The 18,899-nt window shown below is 75.7% G+C and carries 22 protein-coding genes and 1 riboswitch; of the genes, 19 read left to right on the forward strand and 3 right to left on the reverse strand.

The window, feature by feature from the left end; translation table 11 throughout:
- Nucleotides 1-125 precede the first annotated feature (125 nt).
- Nucleotides 126-255, forward strand: a riboswitch (FMN riboswitch).
- Between the two features lie 87 nt (nucleotides 256-342).
- From ribD to KK617_RS13820, 9 genes are all read left to right on the forward strand, one after another.
- Nucleotides 343-1,488 carry a bifunctional diaminohydroxyphosphoribosylaminopyrimidine deaminase/5-amino-6-(5-phosphoribosylamino)uracil reductase RibD gene (gene ribD / locus KK617_RS13780; RefSeq protein WP_277500652.1) on the forward strand — a complete coding sequence of 382 codons (1,146 nt, stop codon included), beginning with the start codon at nucleotides 343-345 and terminating at the stop codon, nucleotides 1,486-1,488.
- 1 nt (nucleotide 1,489) lies between these two features.
- A complete protein-coding gene (locus tag KK617_RS13785; RefSeq protein WP_277500653.1) occupies nucleotides 1,490-2,164 on the forward strand; it encodes a riboflavin synthase in 675 nt (224 codons plus the stop codon).
- Entirely contained in the window at nucleotides 2,161-2,934 is a 774-nt protein-coding gene (gene pnuC, locus KK617_RS13790) for a nicotinamide riboside transporter PnuC (protein ID WP_277500654.1), read from the forward strand. Before KK617_RS13785 ends, pnuC begins: the two co-directional genes overlap by 4 nt.
- Entirely contained in the window at nucleotides 2,931-4,322 is a 1,392-nt protein-coding gene (locus tag KK617_RS13795; RefSeq protein WP_277500655.1) for a bifunctional 3,4-dihydroxy-2-butanone-4-phosphate synthase/GTP cyclohydrolase II, read from the forward strand. The genes pnuC and KK617_RS13795 overlap by 4 nt, the downstream gene beginning before the upstream one ends.
- Entirely contained in the window at nucleotides 4,319-4,810 is a 492-nt protein-coding gene (gene ribH / locus KK617_RS13800; RefSeq protein WP_277500656.1) for a 6,7-dimethyl-8-ribityllumazine synthase, read from the forward strand. Before KK617_RS13795 ends, ribH begins: the two co-directional genes overlap by 4 nt.
- A gap of 11 nt (nucleotides 4,811-4,821) precedes the next feature.
- Nucleotides 4,822-5,085, forward strand: a complete 264-nt coding sequence (locus KK617_RS13805; protein WP_277500657.1) for a phosphoribosyl-ATP diphosphatase — start codon at nucleotides 4,822-4,824, stop codon at nucleotides 5,083-5,085.
- Nucleotides 5,086-5,127: 42 nt separating this feature from the next.
- The gene (gene hisG / locus KK617_RS13810; RefSeq protein ID WP_277500658.1) at nucleotides 5,128-5,997 is read left to right on the forward strand and encodes an ATP phosphoribosyltransferase; all 870 of its coding nucleotides are present in this window, start codon (nucleotides 5,128-5,130) and stop codon (nucleotides 5,995-5,997) included.
- A complete protein-coding gene (locus KK617_RS13815) occupies nucleotides 5,981-6,439 on the forward strand; it encodes a PH domain-containing protein (protein WP_277500659.1) in 459 nt (152 codons plus the stop codon). Before hisG ends, KK617_RS13815 begins: the two co-directional genes overlap by 17 nt.
- 89 nt (nucleotides 6,440-6,528) lie before the next feature.
- Nucleotides 6,529-6,813 carry a hypothetical protein gene (locus KK617_RS13820; RefSeq protein ID WP_277500660.1) on the forward strand — a complete coding sequence of 95 codons (285 nt, stop codon included), beginning with the start codon at nucleotides 6,529-6,531 and terminating at the stop codon, nucleotides 6,811-6,813.
- Nucleotides 6,814-6,819: 6 nt separating this feature from the next.
- On the opposite strand, the gene KK617_RS13825 is transcribed toward KK617_RS13820, so the two are convergent.
- The 3 genes from KK617_RS13825 to KK617_RS13835 are packed head-to-tail and all read right to left on the reverse strand — an operon-like array spanning nucleotide 6,820 to nucleotide 9,195.
- On the reverse strand, nucleotides 6,820-7,455 hold the full coding sequence (locus KK617_RS13825; protein ID WP_277500661.1) for a 4-amino-4-deoxy-L-arabinose transferase: 636 nt from the start codon (nucleotides 7,453-7,455) through the stop codon (nucleotides 6,820-6,822).
- A gap of 1 nt (nucleotide 7,456) precedes the next feature.
- Entirely contained in the window at nucleotides 7,457-8,698 is a 1,242-nt protein-coding gene (locus KK617_RS13830) for an alanine racemase (RefSeq protein WP_277500662.1), read from the reverse strand.
- Nucleotides 8,695-9,195: a hypothetical protein gene (locus tag KK617_RS13835; protein ID WP_277500663.1), complete on the reverse strand. Its 501-nt coding sequence runs from the start codon at nucleotides 9,193-9,195 to the stop codon at nucleotides 8,695-8,697. The genes KK617_RS13830 and KK617_RS13835 overlap by 4 nt, the downstream gene beginning before the upstream one ends.
- 99 nt (nucleotides 9,196-9,294) lie before the next feature.
- On the opposite strand from KK617_RS13835, the gene KK617_RS13840 reads away from it, so the two are divergent.
- From KK617_RS13840 to KK617_RS13885, 10 genes are all read left to right on the forward strand, one after another.
- A complete protein-coding gene (locus tag KK617_RS13840; RefSeq protein ID WP_277500664.1) occupies nucleotides 9,295-9,843 on the forward strand; it encodes an SseB family protein in 549 nt (182 codons plus the stop codon).
- A gap of 294 nt (nucleotides 9,844-10,137) precedes the next feature.
- A complete protein-coding gene (gene infC, locus KK617_RS13845) occupies nucleotides 10,138-10,863 on the forward strand; it encodes a translation initiation factor IF-3 (RefSeq protein WP_277500665.1) in 726 nt (241 codons plus the stop codon).
- A gap of 94 nt (nucleotides 10,864-10,957) precedes the next feature.
- Complete coding sequence (rpmI, locus tag KK617_RS13850) at nucleotides 10,958-11,152, forward strand: 50S ribosomal protein L35 (RefSeq protein WP_157339999.1); 195 nt, start codon at nucleotides 10,958-10,960, stop codon at nucleotides 11,150-11,152.
- A 65-nt stretch (nucleotides 11,153-11,217) separates the two neighbouring features.
- A complete protein-coding gene (rplT, locus tag KK617_RS13855) occupies nucleotides 11,218-11,604 on the forward strand; it encodes a 50S ribosomal protein L20 (protein WP_277500667.1) in 387 nt (128 codons plus the stop codon).
- Between the two features lie 92 nt (nucleotides 11,605-11,696).
- The gene (locus KK617_RS13860; RefSeq protein ID WP_346813180.1) at nucleotides 11,697-12,431 is read left to right on the forward strand and encodes an RNA methyltransferase; all 735 of its coding nucleotides are present in this window, start codon (nucleotides 11,697-11,699) and stop codon (nucleotides 12,429-12,431) included.
- A 9-nt stretch (nucleotides 12,432-12,440) separates the two neighbouring features.
- Nucleotides 12,441-13,523, forward strand: coding sequence for an ATP-binding protein (locus KK617_RS13865; protein WP_277500668.1), 1,083 nt, complete (start codon nucleotides 12,441-12,443; stop codon nucleotides 13,521-13,523).
- A 99-nt stretch (nucleotides 13,524-13,622) separates the two neighbouring features.
- Entirely contained in the window at nucleotides 13,623-14,732 is a 1,110-nt protein-coding gene (gene pheS, locus KK617_RS13870; protein ID WP_277500669.1) for a phenylalanine--tRNA ligase subunit alpha, read from the forward strand.
- A 3-nt stretch (nucleotides 14,733-14,735) separates the two neighbouring features.
- On the forward strand, nucleotides 14,736-17,240 hold the full coding sequence (pheT, locus tag KK617_RS13875) for a phenylalanine--tRNA ligase subunit beta (protein ID WP_277500670.1): 2,505 nt from the start codon (nucleotides 14,736-14,738) through the stop codon (nucleotides 17,238-17,240).
- An 82-nt stretch (nucleotides 17,241-17,322) separates the two neighbouring features.
- The gene (argC, locus tag KK617_RS13880; RefSeq protein WP_277500671.1) at nucleotides 17,323-18,363 is read left to right on the forward strand and encodes an N-acetyl-gamma-glutamyl-phosphate reductase; all 1,041 of its coding nucleotides are present in this window, start codon (nucleotides 17,323-17,325) and stop codon (nucleotides 18,361-18,363) included.
- Nucleotides 18,360-18,896: an ACT domain-containing protein gene (locus KK617_RS13885; RefSeq protein WP_277500672.1), complete on the forward strand. Its 537-nt coding sequence runs from the start codon at nucleotides 18,360-18,362 to the stop codon at nucleotides 18,894-18,896. The genes argC and KK617_RS13885 overlap by 4 nt, the downstream gene beginning before the upstream one ends.
- Nucleotides 18,897-18,899: the final 3 nt, after the last annotated feature.

Consider the following 18,899-nt stretch of genomic DNA (forward strand, 5'->3'; position numbering starts at 1 on the left):
GCCCCGCGTCAGGCCCCGCGTCAGGCCCCGCGTCCGGTCCCGCGTCCGGTCCCGCGTCCGCAGGGCGGGACGTCGCGGCCCGTCGGGGGCCGTGTGGCAGGATCCCGGGAGACGAGTTGACCAACTCGCGTGCACTGGGGTCGGTGAAATTCCGAGCCGGCGGTGAGAGTCCGCGACCCGGCCGCATCCAGCGGCCGGCTGACCAGGTGGGATTCCTGGACCGACGGTGAGAGTCCGGATGGGAAGCGCACGCACGTGGTCGCCGCGGTCCGACGCCCCTGCGTCGACCCGCGACGGTCCGCGCGCCCCCGGTGTCCGTGACCGACCGGGAAGACGCAGCGCATGACCAGCGACACCCCCCGCCCCGCCGACGGCGGCGCCACGCCCGCCGAGCGCGACGCGATGCGGCGCGCCCTCGTGCTGGCCCGCGAGCGCGGGCGCCCCGGGCCCAACCCCCGCGTCGGCTGCGTGCTCCTCGCCCCCGACGGCACCGAGCTCGCCGCCGGCGCGCACGCCGGGGCGGGTACGCCGCACGCCGAGGTCGTCGCGCTCACGGCCGCCGCGGACGCCGGGGTCGACGTGCGGGGCGCCACCGCCGTCGTCACCCTCGAGCCCTGCAACCACACCGGCCGCACCGGGCCCTGCGCCCAGGCGCTGCTCGCCGCCGGGGTGGCTCGGGTCGTCGTGGCGCAGAGCGACCCCACGCCGGCGGCCGCCGGGGGAGCCGCCACCCTGCGCGCCGCGGGCGTCGACGTCGTCACCGGCGTGCTCGTCGACGAGGTCGCGCCGCTCAACCGCGCGTGGACCACCGCGGTCACCCGCGGCCGTCCGTTCGTGACCTGGAAGTTCGCCGCCACCCTCGACGGGCGCAGCGCCGCCGCCGACGGCACCAGCCGCTGGATCAGCTCGCCCGCGGCCCGCGCCGACACCCACCGGCTGCGCGCCGAGGCCGACGTAGTGCTCGCCGGCACGGGCACCGTCGTCGACGACGACCCCCGCCTGACCGTGCGCGGCGCCGACGACCAGCCGCTCCCGGTGCAGCCGCTGCGCGCCGTGATGGGGCTGCGCGACGTACCCGCGGGCGCCCAGGTGCTCGACGACACGGCCCCGACCACCCACCTGCGCACCCGCGACCCCCACGAGGCGCTGGCGCTCCTCGCCGTGCGCGAGGCCCGCCACGTCTTCCTCGAGGGCGGCCCCACGCTGGCCGCCGCGTTCCTCGCCGCCGGTCTCGTCGACGAGGTCGTCGTGTACGTCGCGCCCCTGCTGCTGGGCGCCGGCCGCTCCGCCGTCGGCGACCTGGGCATCACCACGATCGCCGATGCGTTGCACCTGGAGGTGCTCGACGCGGCGACGGTCGGCACGGGTGCGGACACCAACGTCCGGCTCGTGCTCCGGCCCGTGGTGGCCGGCGCCGACGGCACCACCGGACCCACCGCAGCACCCCCCACCCCCACCCCCACCCCGACCCGGACGGAGATGATCTGACGTGTTCACCGGCATCGTCGAGGAGCTCGGCGCCATCGAGGCCGTCGAGCAGCAGGACGACGCGATCCGGCTCACCGTGCGCGCTGCCACCGTGCTCGGCGACACCCGTCTCGGCGACTCCATCGCCGTCGACGGCTGCTGCCTGACGGTCGCGAGCCGCGAGGACGGCACCTGGACCGCCGACGTCATGGCCGAGTCGCTGGCCCGCACGACGCTGGGCCGCCGCCGCGTCGGCGACGTCGTCAACCTCGAGCGCGCGGTCCGCGCCGACCAGCGCCTCGGCGGCCACGTCGTGCAGGGCCACGTCGACGCCGTCGGCGAGGTGGTCGACCGCCGCGCCAGCGAGCACTGGACGGTCGTCGAGGTCGCCTACCCCGAGAGCCTCGCGCGCTTCCTCGTCGAGAAGGGCTCCATCACGGTCGACGGCGTCAGCCTCACCCTGGTCGACGTCGGCGCGCGCACCTTCACCGTCAGCCTCATCCCCGAGACCCTGGCCCGCACGACGCTCGGCACCCGCGCCGTCGGCGAGCCGGTCAACCTCGAGGTCGACGTCATCGCCAAGCACGTGGAGCGCCTCGTCAGCGGCGGGTACGCCGACGAGCAGCTGGCGCGCATCGCCGGCGCCTCCCGGGCAGCGGACGCCCGCACCGCCGCGACCGACGGGGGCGAGGCGTGAGCCCGCTGGAGTGGCTGCTGCACGGCCAGCTCGCCGTCGGCGGCGGGTACCTCTCGGTCCCCGAGGTCGTGGGCAACGCCTTCGGCCTCGCGAGCGCCCTGCTCGGCATGCGCCGCGTCGTCTGGGCGTGGCCCGTCGGGCTCGTCGGCAACGTCCTGCTCTTCGGCGTCTTCGCCTGGGGCGAGCTCAGCAACGTCGTCGCCGACCCCCTGTGGGGCCAGGCGGGGCGGCAGGTCTTCTTCGCGGCCGTCGGCCTCTACGGCTGGTGGCGCTGGAGCCGCCTGCGCCGGGCGGGCGGGGCCGCGGACGGAGGGGCCGTCGTACCCCGCTGGGCCGGGCCGTCCGGCTGGCTCCAGCTCGCGGTCCTCGGGGTCGTGGGGTACGCCGCCGCGTACGCCGCGCTCACCCGCCTCGGCTCGTGGGGCCCGGCGACCGAGGCCTGGATCCTGGCCGGCTCGATGCTCGCCACCTACGGCATGGCCCGCGGCTGGGTGGAGTTCTGGCTGGTCTGGCTGGCCGTCGACGTCGTCGGCGTGACCACGCTGCTCGAGGCCGGCTACTACCCGACCGCGGCCATGTACGTCGTGTACGCCGCCTTCGTCGTGCTGGGCTTCGTCACCTGGTGGCGCGTCGAGCGCCGCCTGCACGCGCTGGCGCTGTCGGAGGCGCACGAGCCCACCGGGGCCCCGGCCGAGCCCCTCGCCCCCACCGTCCCCGCCGTCCCCGTCGCGACCGCCGAGGCGGCCGCAGCAAGGAGCACCCACCCGTGAGCACCACCGTCCGACTCGACAGCGTCGAGCGTGCCGTCGCCGACATCGCCGCGGGCAAGGCCGTCGTCGTGGTCGACGACGAGGACCGCGAGAACGAGGGCGACATCATCTTCGCCGCCGCCCGGGCCACACCCGAGCTCATGGCCTTCACGATCCGCCACTCCTCGGGCGTCATCTGCGCGCCGATGCCCGGCGAGATGCTCGACCGCCTCGAGATCCCGCTGATGACGCCGCACAACCGCGACAAGCTGCGCACGGCGTACACGATCTCGGTCGACGCCCGCGACGGCGTCTCCACGGGCATCAGCGCGGCGGACCGCGCTCACACGGTGCGCACGCTCGCCGACTCGGCGACCGAGCCGTGGGAGCTGACGCGGCCGGGGCACGTGTTCCCGCTGCGCTACCGCGAGGGCGGGGTGCTCGTGCGGCGCGGCCACACCGAGGCCGCCGTCGACCTCGCCCGCCTCGCCGGCCTCACGCCCGTCGGCGTGCTCGTCGAGGTCGTCAACGACGACGGCACGATGAAGCGCGGCCCCGAGCTGCGCGAGTTCGCCGACGAGCACGGCCTGGCGATGATCTCGATCGAGGAGCTGGTGCGCTACCGCCGCCGCGTCGAGCGTCACGCCGAGCGGGTGGCCGAGACCCGGCTGCCGACCACGCACGGCGAGCTCACGGCGTACGGCTACCGCATCAGCATCGACGGCTCCGAGCACGTCGCGCTCGTCGCCGGCGACCTCTCGGGTGACGAGCCGGTCCTGACCCGGGTGCACTCGGAGTGCCTCACCGGCGACGTCTTCGGCTCCCAGCGCTGCGACTGCGGCCCGCAGCTCGACGAGTCGATCGCCCGGATCGTGGCCGAGGGGCGCGGCGTCGTCGTCTACCTGCGCGGCCACGAGGGCCGGGGGATCGGCCTCGTCGCCAAGCTGCAGGCCTACGCGCTGCAGGACGGCGGCCGCGACACCGTCGACGCCAACCTCGACCTCGGGCTGCCCGCCGACGCCCGCCACTACGGCACCGCCACGCAGATCCTGCGCGACCTGGGCGTGCGGAGCGTGCGCCTGCTGACCAACAACCCGGAGAAGACCTCCAACCTCGAGGAGTACGGCGTGCACGTCGCCGAGCGCGTGCCGCTCGCCACGCTGCCCAACGACCACAACATCACCTACCTGCTCACCAAGCGGGACCGGATGGGCCACCAGCTCGACGGCCTCGACGGGTGGGCGCCCGCCGCGCCGGACCCGGCGGCGGCGGACGAGGCGGACCTCGTCGTCGACCCGCCCCACGTCGACCCGGTCACCCACGCCCGGCTCGTCGCCGAGCCGACCGGCAACGCCACCATCCCGCTGCACGACGACACCGCGGACACCGACGAAGGAGATGCCCGATGAGCGGCCACGGAGCCCCCGACCTGCGTCCCGGCGACGCCTCCGACCTGCGCGTGGCCGTGGTGGCCGCCTCCTGGCACGCCGAGGTGATGGACGGCCTGCTGGCCGGCACCCACCGGGCGCTGTCCGACGCCCGCGTCGCGGACCCGACGGTCGTCCGGGTGCCCGGCACGTTCGAGCTGCCCGTCGTGGCTGCCGCGCTGGCCCGCACCCACGACGCCGTCGTGGCGCTCGGCGTCGTGATCCGCGGCGGAACGCCGCACTTCGAGTACGTGTGCTCCGCAGCGACCGACGGCCTCAACCGGGTCGCGCTCGACGCCGGCACGCCCGTCGGCTTCGGCGTGCTGACCTGCGACACCGAGGCGCAGGCGCTGGACCGCGCCGGGCTGCCCGGGTCGGCCGAGGACAAGGGCTACGAGGCGACCTCGGCCGCGCTCGAGACCGCCGGGGTGCTGCGGGCCCTGTCCGGCGGCCCCGCCGGCACGCCGTAGGCTGCTGCCCCGTGAAGACGTTCGAGGAGCTCTGGACGGAGCTCGAGGACAAGGCCCGCACCCGCCCCGACGGGTCCGGCACCGTCGCCGCCCTGGACGCCGGGGTGCACTCCATCGGCAAGAAGCTCGTCGAGGAGGCGGCCGAGGTCTGGATGGCCGCGCGGTTCGAGTCGAAGGAGCAGGTCGCGCTGGAGGTCAGCCAGCTGCTGTACCACGCGCAGGTCATGCTGCTGGCGAGCGGCGTCACGCTCGACGACGTCTACTCCCATCTGTGAGCGCCCCGGCCCCCTCCCGCTCACCCTCGAAGGACGACTGAGTTGACCAGCACCACCACCCCCGACCTGCTGCGCGTCGCCGTGCCCAACAAGGGCGCGCTGTCGACCGCGGCGGCCGGCATCCTCACCGAGTCCGGCTACCAGCAGCGCACGGACTCGAAGCGGCTGACGCTGATCGACACCGAGAACGGCGTCGAGTTCTTCTACCTGCGTCCGCGCGACATCGCGCTCTACGTCGCCGACGGCACCCTCGACATCGGCATCACGGGCCGCGACCTGCTGCGCGACTCCGGCGCCCAGGCCGAGGAGGCGCTGCCGCTCGGCTTCGGCCGCTCGCGGTTCTTCTTCGCCGGCCCCGCCGGCCGCTACTCCGACGTCGCGGACCTGCAGGGGCTGCGCATCGCCACGTCGTACGTCGGAGTGGTCGAGGCCTACCTCGCCGAGCGCGGCATCGAGGCGACGGTGACCCGCCTCGACGGCGCGGTCGAGACCAGCATCCAGCTCGGGGTGGCCGACGTGATCGCCGACGTCGTCGAGACCGGCTCCACCCTGCGCCAGGCGGGTCTCGAGACCTTCGGCGACGTGGTGCTGGAGTCGGAGGCGGTCCTCATCACCCGCGCCGGCGCCACGCCCCCGGCCGGGCTGACCATCTTCAAGCGCCGCATCGAGGGCGTCCTCGTGGCCCGCAGCTACGTGATGATGGACTACGACATCGCCGAGGAGCACGTGGCGGCCGCCGTCGCGCTGGCCCCGGGCATCGAGTCGCCGACCATCTCGCCGCTGCGCCGCGACGGGTGGGTGGCCGTGCGCGTCATGGTGCCCCGCGCCGGCGCGCAGCGCCTCATGGACGACCTCTACGACACCGGCGCCCGCGGCATCCTGACGACGGAGATCCATGCCTGCCGGCTCTGACGGCGCGCCCGCCCGCCCGGCCCTGCCCCGCACGTGGCGCCCGCTGGGCACGCGGCTCGCGGGCTTCGTCGCCGGCGGCACGGTCGCGGCCGCGGCGGTAGCGGCGTGGTTCCTGCTCGACCCCGAGATCCGCGACCGGTTCGGGATCTTCGAGCGCGTCCTGATGGTCGTCCTCACCGGCCTGGCCGCCGCCGTGTGGTGGGGCCTGCTGCGGTGCCGCGTGACGGCGCGCGAGGACGGCCTCGTCGTCGTGAACGGCTACCGGCGCTACGAGTACGGCTGGGCGCAGGTGGTGGCCGTGCGCATGCCGGTCGGCGCCCCGTGGGCCACGCTCGACCTCTCCGACGGGACCTCCCGCCCGACGCTCGGCATCCAGTCGTCCGACGGCGGGCGCGCCCAGGCCGCCGTGCGCGAGCTGCGCGCCCTCGTCGACGCCTCCTAGGAGGGCGACGCACCCCCGATGCACCCGCCGGCACATCCGTACCGGCGTATCCCTGTCGGCGGGGCCCCAGCCGTGGTGGACTCGTCGTCGTGGACATCGGGGGATGGGACGTGGAGCTCCGCACCGGGGGCCGGTCGTGGCGCGTGGTGGCGCGGCGCTGCGACGCCGTGGCGCTGGAGGTCGACCTGGCGCCGGGCGAGGGCGTGCAGCGCATCTCGTTCGGCAGCTCCTACCGCCCCGTGGTGCCGCCGGGCCGGTCGCTCGAGGGCATCTTCAGCTGCTCGACCGACGACTGCGACCCGCACGTCGTGCTGACGTGGCACACCGAGGCCGGCGCGCGGGAGACCCGCACCATCGCGCTCGAGCAGGTCTGAGCCCCGTCAACCGTCGAGCCGGCCGAGCGCGTCGAGGCGCAGGTCGGCGGCGGCGCGCGTGCCCTGCGCGCTGAAGTGCGCCTGCTCGGCGCGGCCCCACCCGTGCCAGTGCTCCTCCACCGCGGCGCCGTCGCGCTCCAGCCCGCGGCGCAGCCGCAGCGCCGGCGGGGCCTCCACCCACACCAGCAGGCTCCGGTACGGCGCCAGCACCCCCGCGCCCGCCCCGACGCCCTCGAGCACCACGACGTCCCCGGGGCCCACGGGGCCGAGCCGGCGGGTCTCGGCGAAGGCACCGGCGTACCAGTCGTAGCGGCGGTAGGTGCCGACCCCGCCGGCGGCCAGCGGGCCCACGACGTCGCGCGCGAGTCGGCCGGGCGCGGCGTCCAGCCCGTCCCACCCCTCGTAGTGGTCGTCCATGTGGAGCACGGTGACGGCCCCGCCCACCCGGTCGTCGGCGGTGAGGGCGGTCGCCAGCGCGCCGGCCGCCGTGGTCTTGCCCGACCCGGCCGGGCCGTCGACGCAGAGCAGGCGGGCCGCGCCGCACCGCGCCGGGGCGGCGAGCAGGTGGCCGAGGACGGCGTCGAGGGTGGCCCCGGGCAGGGGGCCGTGCGCGGCGGGCGCCGCGGGGGTCGGGGCGTCCACCTCAGCCGAGGGCGAGGCCCGCGCCCCGGTACGTCGGCACGGTCCGCTCGACGGCGCGGCCGCGGACCAGGTGCACGACGTCGGTGTGCTCGAACGGCTCGCCCGACTTGGCGTGGCGGAACCACACCAGGTCACCCACCGCGAGCGCGTCCGCGCCGGGTCCGACCAGCGGGGTCTGCACCTCCCCGGCACCCTCGAGCCCGGTGAGCTCGAGCCCGGGCGGCGCCCAGGGGAGGGGGAGGCGGTCGGGCCCGGCGGCGCCCGACGCGGCGTACCCGCCGCCGTGGACGGTCGCGACGCCCGGCCCGGGACGGCGCGTGACGGGGACGGCGTAGAAGGCCGCCGGCCGGGGCGCGAAGGAGCGGTAGTGGTCGAAGAGCCCGGGCACCAGCAGCCCGGAGCCCGCCGCGACCTCGGTGACCGACGGGTCGGCGGCCGTCTCCGCCACGGAGCCGGACCCCCCGGCGTTGAGGAACTCGATCGGGCCGAGGTCGGCGAGGGCCGCCACGAGCTCGGCGCGCCGCTCGCGCAGCTGGCGTAGAGACGCGCGCTTGAGCTGCCGCACGACCGCCATCCGCGGCCCGCGCCCCGGCACGTCGTCGGCGACGCCCGCGACCTGGCCCTCGTACGTCATGACCCCGACCAGCACGAAGCCCGGCCGCTCCACCACGGCGCGGGCCAACGCGACCGCGTCGGCGACGCTGCGCAGGGGGGAGCGCTTCGGCCCGACGTGCGTGCCGCCCGGACCGTGGAACCCCGCGTCGACGTCGAGCGCGACCCGCACGGGCACGGCCCGGGACGCGCGCACGCCGTCGACCGCGTCGAGGTGAGCGACGTCGTCCACCATGAGCGTGACGGCGCCCGCCGCGGACGGCGAGGACGTGAGCCGGGTCAGGGCGGCGCGGTCGACGGTGGGGTAGCCGACCACGACGTCGTCGCTGATGCCCTGCTCGTGCAGCCACAGCGCCTCGGCCAGGGTGTAGCCGAGCACGCCCGCGAAGCCGTCGGTGGCCAGCGCGCGCCGCAGCAGCTCGGGCACGCGCAGCGACTTCGACGCCACCCGCAGGGGGGTGCCGCCCGCGCGGCGCACGAGGTCGGCGGCGTTGGCGTCGAACGCGTCGAGGTCGACGACGGCGGCGGGCGTGGCGGCCGGTGCCGGCAGACCGGCCAGCGCGGCGCCCAGGCGGTCGCCGAGCCGGTGCCGCTCGGCGAGCCCGGCGACGACGTCCGGGCGGGGGGTCACTGGATCCCGCGGCGGCGCAGGAGCGCCTCGATGTCGGCGAGCTCGTCGTCCACCGGTGCGGCCCCGGCGGGCGGACGCCCGGCCCCGCGGGCGGGAGGCTCGGTGCGGCCGGCCCCGCGACCTGCACCGCGGGCCTGCGTCGGGGGGACGGCGCGTGTCCCGTCGCCGGCGGGGACCGCGCGGGGCCGGGGCGTGGTGCCCAGGCCGCGGGCGGCGAGCACGCCGCCCAGCACGATGAGCAGGGCACCGGCGCCGGCCAGCGCGACCCCCGTCCACACGACGGGGGAGAAGACGAGGCCGCTCGCCCAGTCGCCGACCTCGACGGCGACGTCGCCCGCGAGCTCGAGGGTGCCCGTGAGGTACGCGGCGGGGGCGAGGAGCGTGAGGCCCGCCCCGCGCACCGCGGAGGCGACGCCCCGGGCGCGCCACGCGTAGACGGTCCACGCCGCGCCGAGCGCGGTCAGCACGGCGGCCAGGGCGAGCCAGGTCGAGTCCACCCGGCCACCCTAGCCACCGACGGCGCCCCCGGCTGCCGGTCGCGGCTGCGGGTCGCGGCTGCCGGTCGTGGGTGCCGGTGCGGCTGCGATGATGGGCGGGTGGACGAGCAGCGCGCGCCGGGAGCCCCGGAGCCCCAGGACCGGTTCGTCGGGCGCACGATCCCCGACCCGGGGTTCGCCGACGACTCCGGTGCCGCCGACCCCGCGCTGCGCGCCGTCCTCGCGGCGTACGACGCGGGCCGCGCCGACCACGGCGCGGCGCTGGCGGCGCTGCTCGAGGCCCGGCTGCTGGTGCCGGTCGTCGCGATCCTCGGCGAGGTCGAGATCGACGACGCCGGCCTCGCGCACGACAAGAGCAGCGACATGGCCACGGTGCTCGTGACCGGACGCGACGGGCGCCAGGCCCTGCTGGCCTTCACGGGGCACGACAGCCTCGCGCGCTGGCGTGCCGACGCGCGCCCGGTCCCCGTCGCCACCGAGCTGGCGGCGCGCTCGGCGATCCAGGACGGCGCGGCCGCCCTCGTCGTCGACATCGCCGGGCCGTCCCGGTTCGTGGTCGCGGGCGAGGACCTCGAGGCCGCGGCCCGGGGCTGGCGGCTCGGTCGGGTCGCCGACGGCTACGCCTGGATTGGCGCGCCCGCGGAATAGTCCGCTAGTCTCCCTCGTTGACCGATCAGTGGTGACCTGCGTCCGCAGGCCGCCGCCGATCTCCAAGCGGAGACCAGCAGCACCCGTCTCCCACCCGCACCGACCGATCGGGCCCAGCGCCCACCAGGTCGTCGGGTCCGGTCGGGCTCCCCGCCTCGGCGTGGTGGCCCACGCAGGGCGTCGCCCGGGATGGAACCCGTGGTGCGTCGTGCGGCGACGTCGTCGCGACTGGCTTCCGCTTGTTCGTCAGCGGGAGCCTTTTCTGCTTCCCGGGGCCCGTCCAGGGCCGCCGGGGTGCGACGAGGAACCCGTCCGCCGTGCCAACCAGGAGGACACATCAGCACCGAGCTGCGCATCAACGATCGGATCCGGGTCTCCGAGGTCCGACTTGTCGGTCCCAACGGCGAGACCGTCGGCATCGTCCCCACGGGCGACGCCCTCCGACTCGCGCAGGAAGCCGGTCTCGACCTGGTCGAGGTCGCTCCCATGGCGCGCCCGCCGGTCTGCAAGCTGATGGACTACGGCAAGTTCCGCTACGAGACGGCCCAGAAGGCCCGCGAGGCCCGACGGAACCAGTCGAACGTGATCATCAAGGAGATGAAGCTCCGGCCGAAGATCGACGCGCACGACTACGAGACCAAGAAGGGTCACGTCGTGCGGTTCCTCAAGGCCGGGGACAAGGTCAAGATCACGATCATGTTCCGCGGCCGCGAGCAGCACCGTCCCGAGCTCGGGTTCCGGCTGCTGCAGCGCCTGGCCGACGACGTCGAGGAGCTGGGCTTCGTCGAGTCGTCGCCCAAGCAGGACGGCCGCAACATGATCATGGTCCTGGGTCCGCACAAGAAGAAGGCGGATGCCCGCGTCGAGGCCGAGGCCGAGAAGGCGTCGCGCGCCGCGGAGCGGGCCGAGGCCGTGGCGGAGGAGCGCGCCGAGCGCGACGCCGCCCACGCGGCCGGGCCGGTGGCGCAGAAGAAGGAGCGCCGCCGCTCCGAGAACCTCGACCCCGAGATCGACGCCTGAGCGACGCGTCCCGGACCCGGTCCGCGACGACGAGACGACGACGTACGCCGTCGGCCACCCCCCGGTGGTCGACACGAGAAGAGAGTGAATCGACATGCCGAAGAACAAGAGCCACTCCGGTGCGGGCAAGCGCTTCCGGGTGACCGGCAGCGGCAAGATCCTGCGGGAGAAGGCCGGCAAGCGCCACAACCTCGAGAAGAAGCCCTCGAAGGTCACGCGGCGCATGACGGGCACGGTCGAGGTCGCCAAGGCCGACGTCCCCCGCGCCAAGAAGATGCTGGGTCTCTGACCTTCCCCACCCCGTGGCGGCGGGCCAGGCCCGCCCCGCACCCGATCTGAACGAGGAGCAACAACGTGGCACGCGTCAAGCGGGCAGTGAACGCCCAGAAGAAGCGCCGGACGACCCTCGAGCGCGCCAGCGGCTACCGCGGCCAGCGCTCGCGCCTGTACCGCAAGGCGAAGGAGCAGGTCACCCACTCGCTGGTCTACAGCTACAACGACCGGCGCAAGAACAAGGGCAACTTCCGTCGCCTGTGGATCCAGCGCATCAACGCCGCCGCGCGTGCGCAGGGCATGACCTACAACCGCTTCATCCAGGGCCTGAACCTGGCGGGCGTCGAGGTCGACCGCAAGATCCTCGCCGAGCTGGCCGTCAACGACCCGGCCGCGTTCACCGCGCTCGTGGAGACGGCCAAGGCCGCTCTCCCCGACGACGTCAACGCCGCGAAGGTCTCGGCCTGACCGCCAGCCCGCTCGCGCCCGGCAACCCCCGGGTCAAGGAAGCGCGCAAGCTCAGCCGCCGCTCGGTACGCACCGAGCGGCGGCTGTTCCTCGTGGACGGCCCGAAGGCCGTCGAGGGCGCGCTCGAGGTCCCCGGCCGCGTGCGCGAGGTCTTCGTGACCCCCGCGGCCGCCGAGCGGTACGCCGACCTGCTGGCCGCCGTACCCCCGACCACGCCCGTGCGGCTCGTCGAGGAGCGCGCGCTCGCGGGTCTCAGCGACGCCGTCACGCCGGCGGGCATCGTCGCCACCTGCGACCTGCTCGACGTGCCGCTCGCCGACGTGCTGACGCCCGCGCCACGGCTGCTGGCCCTGTGTGCCGACGTGCGCGACCCCGGCAACGCCGGCACGGTCGTGCGCTGCGCCGACGCCGCCGGCGCCGACGGGGTGGTCCTCCTCGGCGACGCGGTCGACCCGCACAACGCCAAGACGGTCCGCGCCAGCGTGGGCAGCGTCTTCCACCTGCCGCTCGCCCAGGTGCCCGACGCGGCTGCGGGCGTGGCCGCCGTGCGCGCCGCCGGCGTGCAGGTGCTCGCCGCGGACGGAGCGGGCGACGTCGACCTGTTCGAGGCGGAGGCCGCCGGTCTCCTCGACGGTCCGACCGCCTGGCTGCTCGGCAACGAGGCCCGGGGCCTGCCCGCCGCGCTCGCCGCGGCCGCCGACCACGTGGTGCGCATCCCGATCCACGGCCGCGCGGAGAGCCTGAACCTGGCGACCGCCGCCGCGCTGTGCCTCTACGCCAGCGCGCGGGCCCAGCGGTCGGTGCCGCGGGACACCCCCGCGCCGTAGCATCGCGGGATGGTGCCGACCCCTCCCGACGGCCAGCCCGACGGCCAGCCCGACGGCCCGCTCGACGGGCTCCCCGACGGTGTGGTGGTGGCGGACGGCTCGGGCACCACCACCCTCGTCAACGACGTCGCGGCACGGTGGCTCGGCGCGCCGGCGACCGACCTCGTCGGTCGCAGCCTCGACGACGTGCTGCGCCTGCAGGACACCGACGGCTGCGGCTGGTGCGCCACGAACGACCCGTACGGCGGGCTGCGCACCCGCGTCGGCGTGCCCGAGCAGTCGTGGCTGCTGCCCAACGGCCAGGAGGTGCTGACCGCGGCCCGCATCCGGCGCGGCGCCGACGGCGCGGTGGACCGGGTCGCGGTGACCCTGCGCTCGGGGCGGGGCCGCGAGCGGCTCGACCGGGAGCGCTCCGACCTCGTCGCCACCCTGGCCCACGAGCTGCGCTCGCCGCTGACGGGGGTCAAGGGCTTCGTGCAGGCCATGCTCAACCGCTGGGACGTGCTGAGCGACGAGCAGAAGCGGCTCATGCTCACCACGGTCAACAGCGACGCCGACCGGCTCAGCCGGCTCATCACCGAGCTGCTCGACGTCGCCCGCATCGACACGGGCCGGCTCGCGCTCTACCCGCGCCCCAGCGACGCCGGCGTGCTCGCGGCGCGCGTCGTCGACTCGATCCGGGCGGGAACGTCCCGCGTCGTCGAGCTCGACGTGGCCGACGACCTGCCGCTCGTCCAGGCCGATCCCGACAAGTTCGTGCAGGTGCTGACCAACCTGGTCGAGAACGCGGTGCGCCACGGCGAGGGCACCGTGCGGGTGGGCCTGGCGACGGACCCGGACGGGCCGGTGCGGATGGTCGTCGACGACGAGGGCCGGGGGATCCCCGAGGAGATCCGGCGCCGGGTGTTCACCAAGTTCTGGCAGTACGGCGCGGCGGGCGGCTCGGGGCTCGGGATGTACCTCGTCGGCGGCCTCGTGGGCGCGCACGGCGGCACCGTCGAGATCCGGGAGGCCCCCGGCGGGGGCGCCCGGGTCGTGGTCACGTGGCCCGCAGGTGAAACCGGTTCGTCGCCCGGGTCGGTGGGTTCCTAGACTGTGCCGCGGCCCGCGGCGCCGGCGTACCCACGTCGACCTCCGCCTCGGGGGCGCACCCCGCCCGGGCCGCACGCCACCTCACGCGGAAAGGCCGTCATGTCGGGCCCGAACAACTCCTACGACCCCGTCGAGGTCACCCCCCTCAAGGCCGAGGCCGTGGACGCGATGCGCGAGGCCGCCGTGGCGGCGATCGCGGCCGCCGCCGACCTCGGGCAGCTCAAGCAGGTGCGCATCGAGCACACCGGTGACCGTTCGCCGCTGGCGCTGGCGAACCGCGAGATCGGTGCCCTGCCCCCGCAGGCCCGCAAGGACGCGGGCCAGCGCATCGGCCGCGCCCGCGGCGAGGTGGCCCGGGCCCTCGCCGCCCGGCAGGAGGTGCTCGAGGCCGAGCACGAGGAGCGGATGCTCGTCGAGGAGACCGTCGACGTCACCGTCGCGACCGACCGCCGCCCGCGCGGCGCCCGCCACCCCCTGACCACCGGCGCCGAGCGCGTCGCCGACGTCTTCGTCGCGATGGGCTGGGAGATCGCCGAGGGCCCGGTCATCGAGGCCGAGTGGCTCAACTTCGACGCGCTCAACCTCGGGCCCGACCACCCGGCGCGCACCATGCAGGACACCTTCTGGACCTCCCCGCCGGAGAACCACGTCGTGCTGCGCACCCACACCTCGCCGGTGCAGGCCCGCTCGATGCTCACCCGCACCCCGCCGATCTACATCGCCTGCCCGGGCCGCGTGTTCCGCACGGACGAGTACGACGCCACGCACTCGCCGATGTTCCACCAGGTCGAGGGCCTCGCGATCGACGAGGGCATCACGATGGCCCACCTCAAGGGCACCCTCGACCACTTCGCCGCCGCGATGTTCGGCGAGGGCATCACGACGCGGTTCCGACCGTCGTACTTCCCCTTCACCGAGCCCAGCGCCGAGGTCGACCTGGTCTGCTTCGTGTGCCGGGGCACGGCCGTCGACGAGGCGGGCGACACCTGCCGCACGTGTCGCGGCGAGGGCTGGATCGAGTGGGGCGGCTGCGGCGTCGTCAACCCGCGGGTGCTCGTCGCCTGCGGCGTCGACCCCGAGCGCTACACCGGGTTCGCCTTCGGCATGGGCATCGACCGGACGCTGATGTTCCGGCACGGCGTCGAGGACCTGCGCGGCTTCTTCGAGGGAGACGTCCGCTTCACCACCGCCTTCGGAACGGAGATCTGACAAGTGCTGGCCCCGGTTTCCTGGATCCGCGAGTACGTCGAGCTCCCCGACGACGTCACGACCGACGCCCTCGCCGCACGGCTGACGGCGCTCGGTCTCAAGCTGGAGGCGATCAGCCGCACCGGCGAGGGCATCACCGGCCCCCTGGTCGTCGGCCGCGTGCTGACCATGGAGCCCGAGAAGCAGAAGAACGGCAAGACCATCAACTGGTGCACCGTCGACGTCGGCGACGCCAACGGCACCGGCGAGCCGCAGGGCATCGTCTGCGGTGCGCACAACTTCGCGCCCGGCGACCTCGTCGTCGTCGTGCTGCCGGGCGGTGTGCTGCCCGGGGGCTTCGCGATCTCCGCGCGCAAGACCTACGGCCACGTCTCCGCCGGGATGATCTGCTCGGCCGCCGAGCTCGGGCTCGGGCAGGACGGCGACGGCATCATCGTGCTGCCCGCCGGCGCCGGCGAGCCGGGGGACAGCGCCTTCGGCGTGCTCGGGCTCGGCGAGGAGGTCATCGAGTTCGAGATCAACCCCGACCGCGCGTACGCGCTCTCCCTGCGCGGCGTCGCCCGCGAGGCGGCGCTGGCGTTCGGCGCGCCGTACACCGACCCCGTGCTGCGCGACCTGCGCACGGGCGAGGCGGCCGACGGCACGGCGTACCCCGTCGAGGTCGACGACGCCGCGGGGTGCCCGGTCTTCGTGGCCCGCCTCGTCTCCGGCTTCGACCCGGCCGCGCCGACGCCCGCCTGGATGCAGCGCCGCCTGCAGCTGGCCGGCATGCGGCCGATCTCGCTGGCGGTCGACGTCACCAACTACGTGATGCTCGAGACCGGCCGGCCGATCCACGCCTACGACGCCGACGCGGTGCGGGGCACGCTGCGCGTGCGGCGCGCGACGGCGGGGGAGCGGCTCACCACGCTCGACGACACCGAGCGCGTGCTCTCGCCGGAGGACCTCGTCGTCACCGACGACTCGGGCCCCATCGGCCTCGGCGGTGTCATGGGCGGCGCGTCGACGGAGATCTCGGCGTCCACGACCCGCGTGCTCGTCGAGTCGGCGCACTGGGACGCGACGACCATGTTCCGCACGGGCCGGCGGCACAAGATCACGTCCGAGGCCGGCAAGCGCAACGAGCGCGGCGTCGACCCGACCATCTGCGCCGCTGCGGCCGACCGCGTCGTCGAGCTGCTCGTCGAGCTGGGCGGCGCCACGGCGGAGCCGGGCACGACGTACGTCGGCGCGCCGCCCGCGCCCGCGACGATCCCGATGCTGGCCGACCTCCCGGCGCGCGTGACGGGGATGGCCGTCGACGCCGACACGACGGTGGCGCACCTCGAGGCCGTCGGCTGCGCGGTGAGCCGCGACGGCGACGACCTGCAGGCCATCGTGCCGCCGTGGCGTCCCGACCTGAGCGACCCGTTCGACCTGGTCGAGGAGGTCGCGCGGATCGTCGGGTACGACGCGGTGCCCTCCGTGCTGCCCACGCCCACCGCGGGCCGCGGGCTGACCCGCTCGCAGGTGCTGCGGCGCCGCGTCGGGCGCGTCCTCGCCGGCGCCGGGCTCGTCGAGGTCGTCAGCTTCCCGTTCACCGGGGAGGCGGCGCTCGACGCGCTCGAGGTGCCCGCCGACGACGAGCGACGCGACGCGGTGCGCCTCGCCAACCCGCTCGCGGCGACCGAGCCGCTCTACACGACGACGCTGCTCACCGGCACGCTCGGCGCGGCCGCCCGCAACACGGGACGCGGCGCTCCCGGGGTGGCCCTGTTCGAGACCGGCGCGGTGGCCTTCGCCTCCGACGTCGCCGCGCCCCTGCTGGGCGTCGACCGCCGACCGACGACCGACGAGCTCGAGGCGCTGCTCGCGGCCGTCCCGCGCCAGCCGCTCCACCTCGCGGTCGTGCTCGGCGGCGTCCGCGAGAACGCCGGCTGGTGGGGCGCCGGGCGCGCCGCCGACTGGGTCGACGTCGTGGGGACCGTGCGCGACCTGGCCGACGAGCTCGGGATCGAGGTGCGGGTCGCGAACGACCAGCGTGCACCGTGGCACCCGGGCCGCTGCGCCCGCGTCGACGTGGTCACCGCGGACGGCACGCTGGTCCCGGTGGGCCACGCCGGCGAGCTCCACCCGCGCGTCGTCGCCCGGCTCGGGCTGCCGGCCCGCACGGGGGCGGCCGAGCTCGACCTCGACGTGCTCCTCGGCGCCGTGCCCGACGCGGTGCGCGGGCCCGTCTTCTCGACGTACCCGGTCGCGAAGGAGGACGTCGCCCTCCTCGTGGACGCCGGCGTCGCGGCGGGCGACGTGGAGCGGGCGCTGCGCGACGGCGCCGGCGCGCTGCTGGAGTCGGTGCGCCTGTTCGACGTCTACACGGGCACCGGCGTGCCGGACGGGAGGAAGTCGCTCGCGTTCGCGCTGCGCTTCCGCGCCCCCGACCGCACGCTCGCCGAGGGCGAGGCCGCTGCGGCCCGCGACGCCGCGGTGGCGGTGGCCGCCGAGCGCACCGGGGCCGTCCTGCGCGGCTGAGGCCGGCCGCTGGTGCCGCGGGGTGTCTCCCACGACGCGCGGCGGGGCGGGTTGGGCGCGCCATGCATGACCATGTATGGTCATGCACATGACGTCCACCTTCTCCGTCGCCGTCGCCGGGGCCAGCGGGTACGCCGGGGGCGAGGTGCTGCGGCTCCTCCTCGGCCACCCCGCCGTGCGCATCGGCGCCCTGACCGGCGGCTCGAACGCCGGCCAGGCGCTCGGCTCGCTCCAGCCGCACCTGCTGCCGCTGGCCGACCGCGTGCTCGAGCCGACCGACCCCGAGACCCTCGCGGGCCACGACGTCGTCTTCCTCGGCCTCCCGCACGGCCAGTCGGCGCCCATCGCCGAGGCGCTCGGCGACGACACCGTCGTCATCGACTGCGGCGCCGACTTCCGGCTCGCCGACGCCGCGGCCTGGGAGCAGTTCTACGGCAGCGCCCACGCGGGCACGTGGCCCTACGGCCTGCCCGAGCTCGGTGACCAGCGCGCGCAGCTGCAGGGAGCCCGCCGCATCGCGGTGCCGGGCTGCTACCCGACGATCTCCACGCTGACGCTCGCCCCGGCCGTCGCGGCCGGACTCGTCACCGGCGACCTCACCGTCGTCGCCGCCTCCGGCACGTCGGGGGCCGGCAAGGCGGCCAAGCCGCACCTGCTCGGCAGCGAGGTGATGGGCAACGCGAGCGCGTACGGCGTCGGCGGCACCCACCGCCACACGCCCGAGATCACGCAGAACCTCGGCCTGCTGACCGACGCCGAGCTGCGCGTGGGGTTCACGCCGCTGCTCGTGCCGATGGCCCGCGGCATCCTCGCCACCTGCACCGCCCCGCTGGCCGGGCCGTTGAGCGCGGAGGAGGCCCACGCGGTGTACGCCGAGGCCTACGCCGACGAGCCCTTCGTGCACGTCCTGCCGCCCGGCCGGTGGCCGGCCACCCAGTCGGTGCTCGGCTCGAACGCGGTGCACCTGCAGGTGACCGTCGACGAGACCGCGAACCGGCTCGTCGCCGTGGGCGTCGTCGACAACTTGGCGAAGGGCACGGGCGGCGCCGCCGTGCAGTGCATGAACCTGGCCCTCGGGCTGGACGAGACCACCGGCCTGTCGACCGTCGGGCTGGCGCCGTGAGCGGCCCCGACGCGACCAGCCCCGCCACCGCGCAGGACGAGGAGAACGACGTGACGCAGGACGCCGACCAGGAGCACGGGCAGGAGCACGGGCAGGAGCACGGGCAGGAGCAGGCCGCCCCCGGCCCGTTCACCCTCCACCGCTTCCCCGAGAAGCTGGCGGTCGTGGCCTTCGGGCCCGGGAGCGAGGTGCCGGCGTGGGCCGAGTCCTCCTCGGTGTTCGCGGTCATCGCCACGGCCGTGGGCACCACGGTGGTGTGCGCCGCGCGGAACGTGCCGACGAAGGCCCGGGCGCAGCGCCCGATGACGGCCTTCGAGGTCGCCGGCCCGCTCGACGTCGAGCAGCCCGGGCTGCACGTCGAGCTGCTGGCCCCGCTGGCCGAGGCCGGCTGGAGCGCTCGCGTGCTCTCGACGTACGACGCGGAGTGGGTGCTGGTGCCGACCAAGCACGCCGACAAGGCGGAGACCGCGTGGCGACGACGGGGGCACACCGTCTCCGCCGCCGTCCCCGCCACGCCCGCCTCCGGTCGCTGACGC

Source organism: Nocardioides sp. ChNu-99 (assembly GCF_029493445.1).
In the GTDB taxonomy this organism is placed as follows: domain Bacteria; phylum Actinomycetota; class Actinomycetes; order Propionibacteriales; family Nocardioidaceae; genus Nocardioides.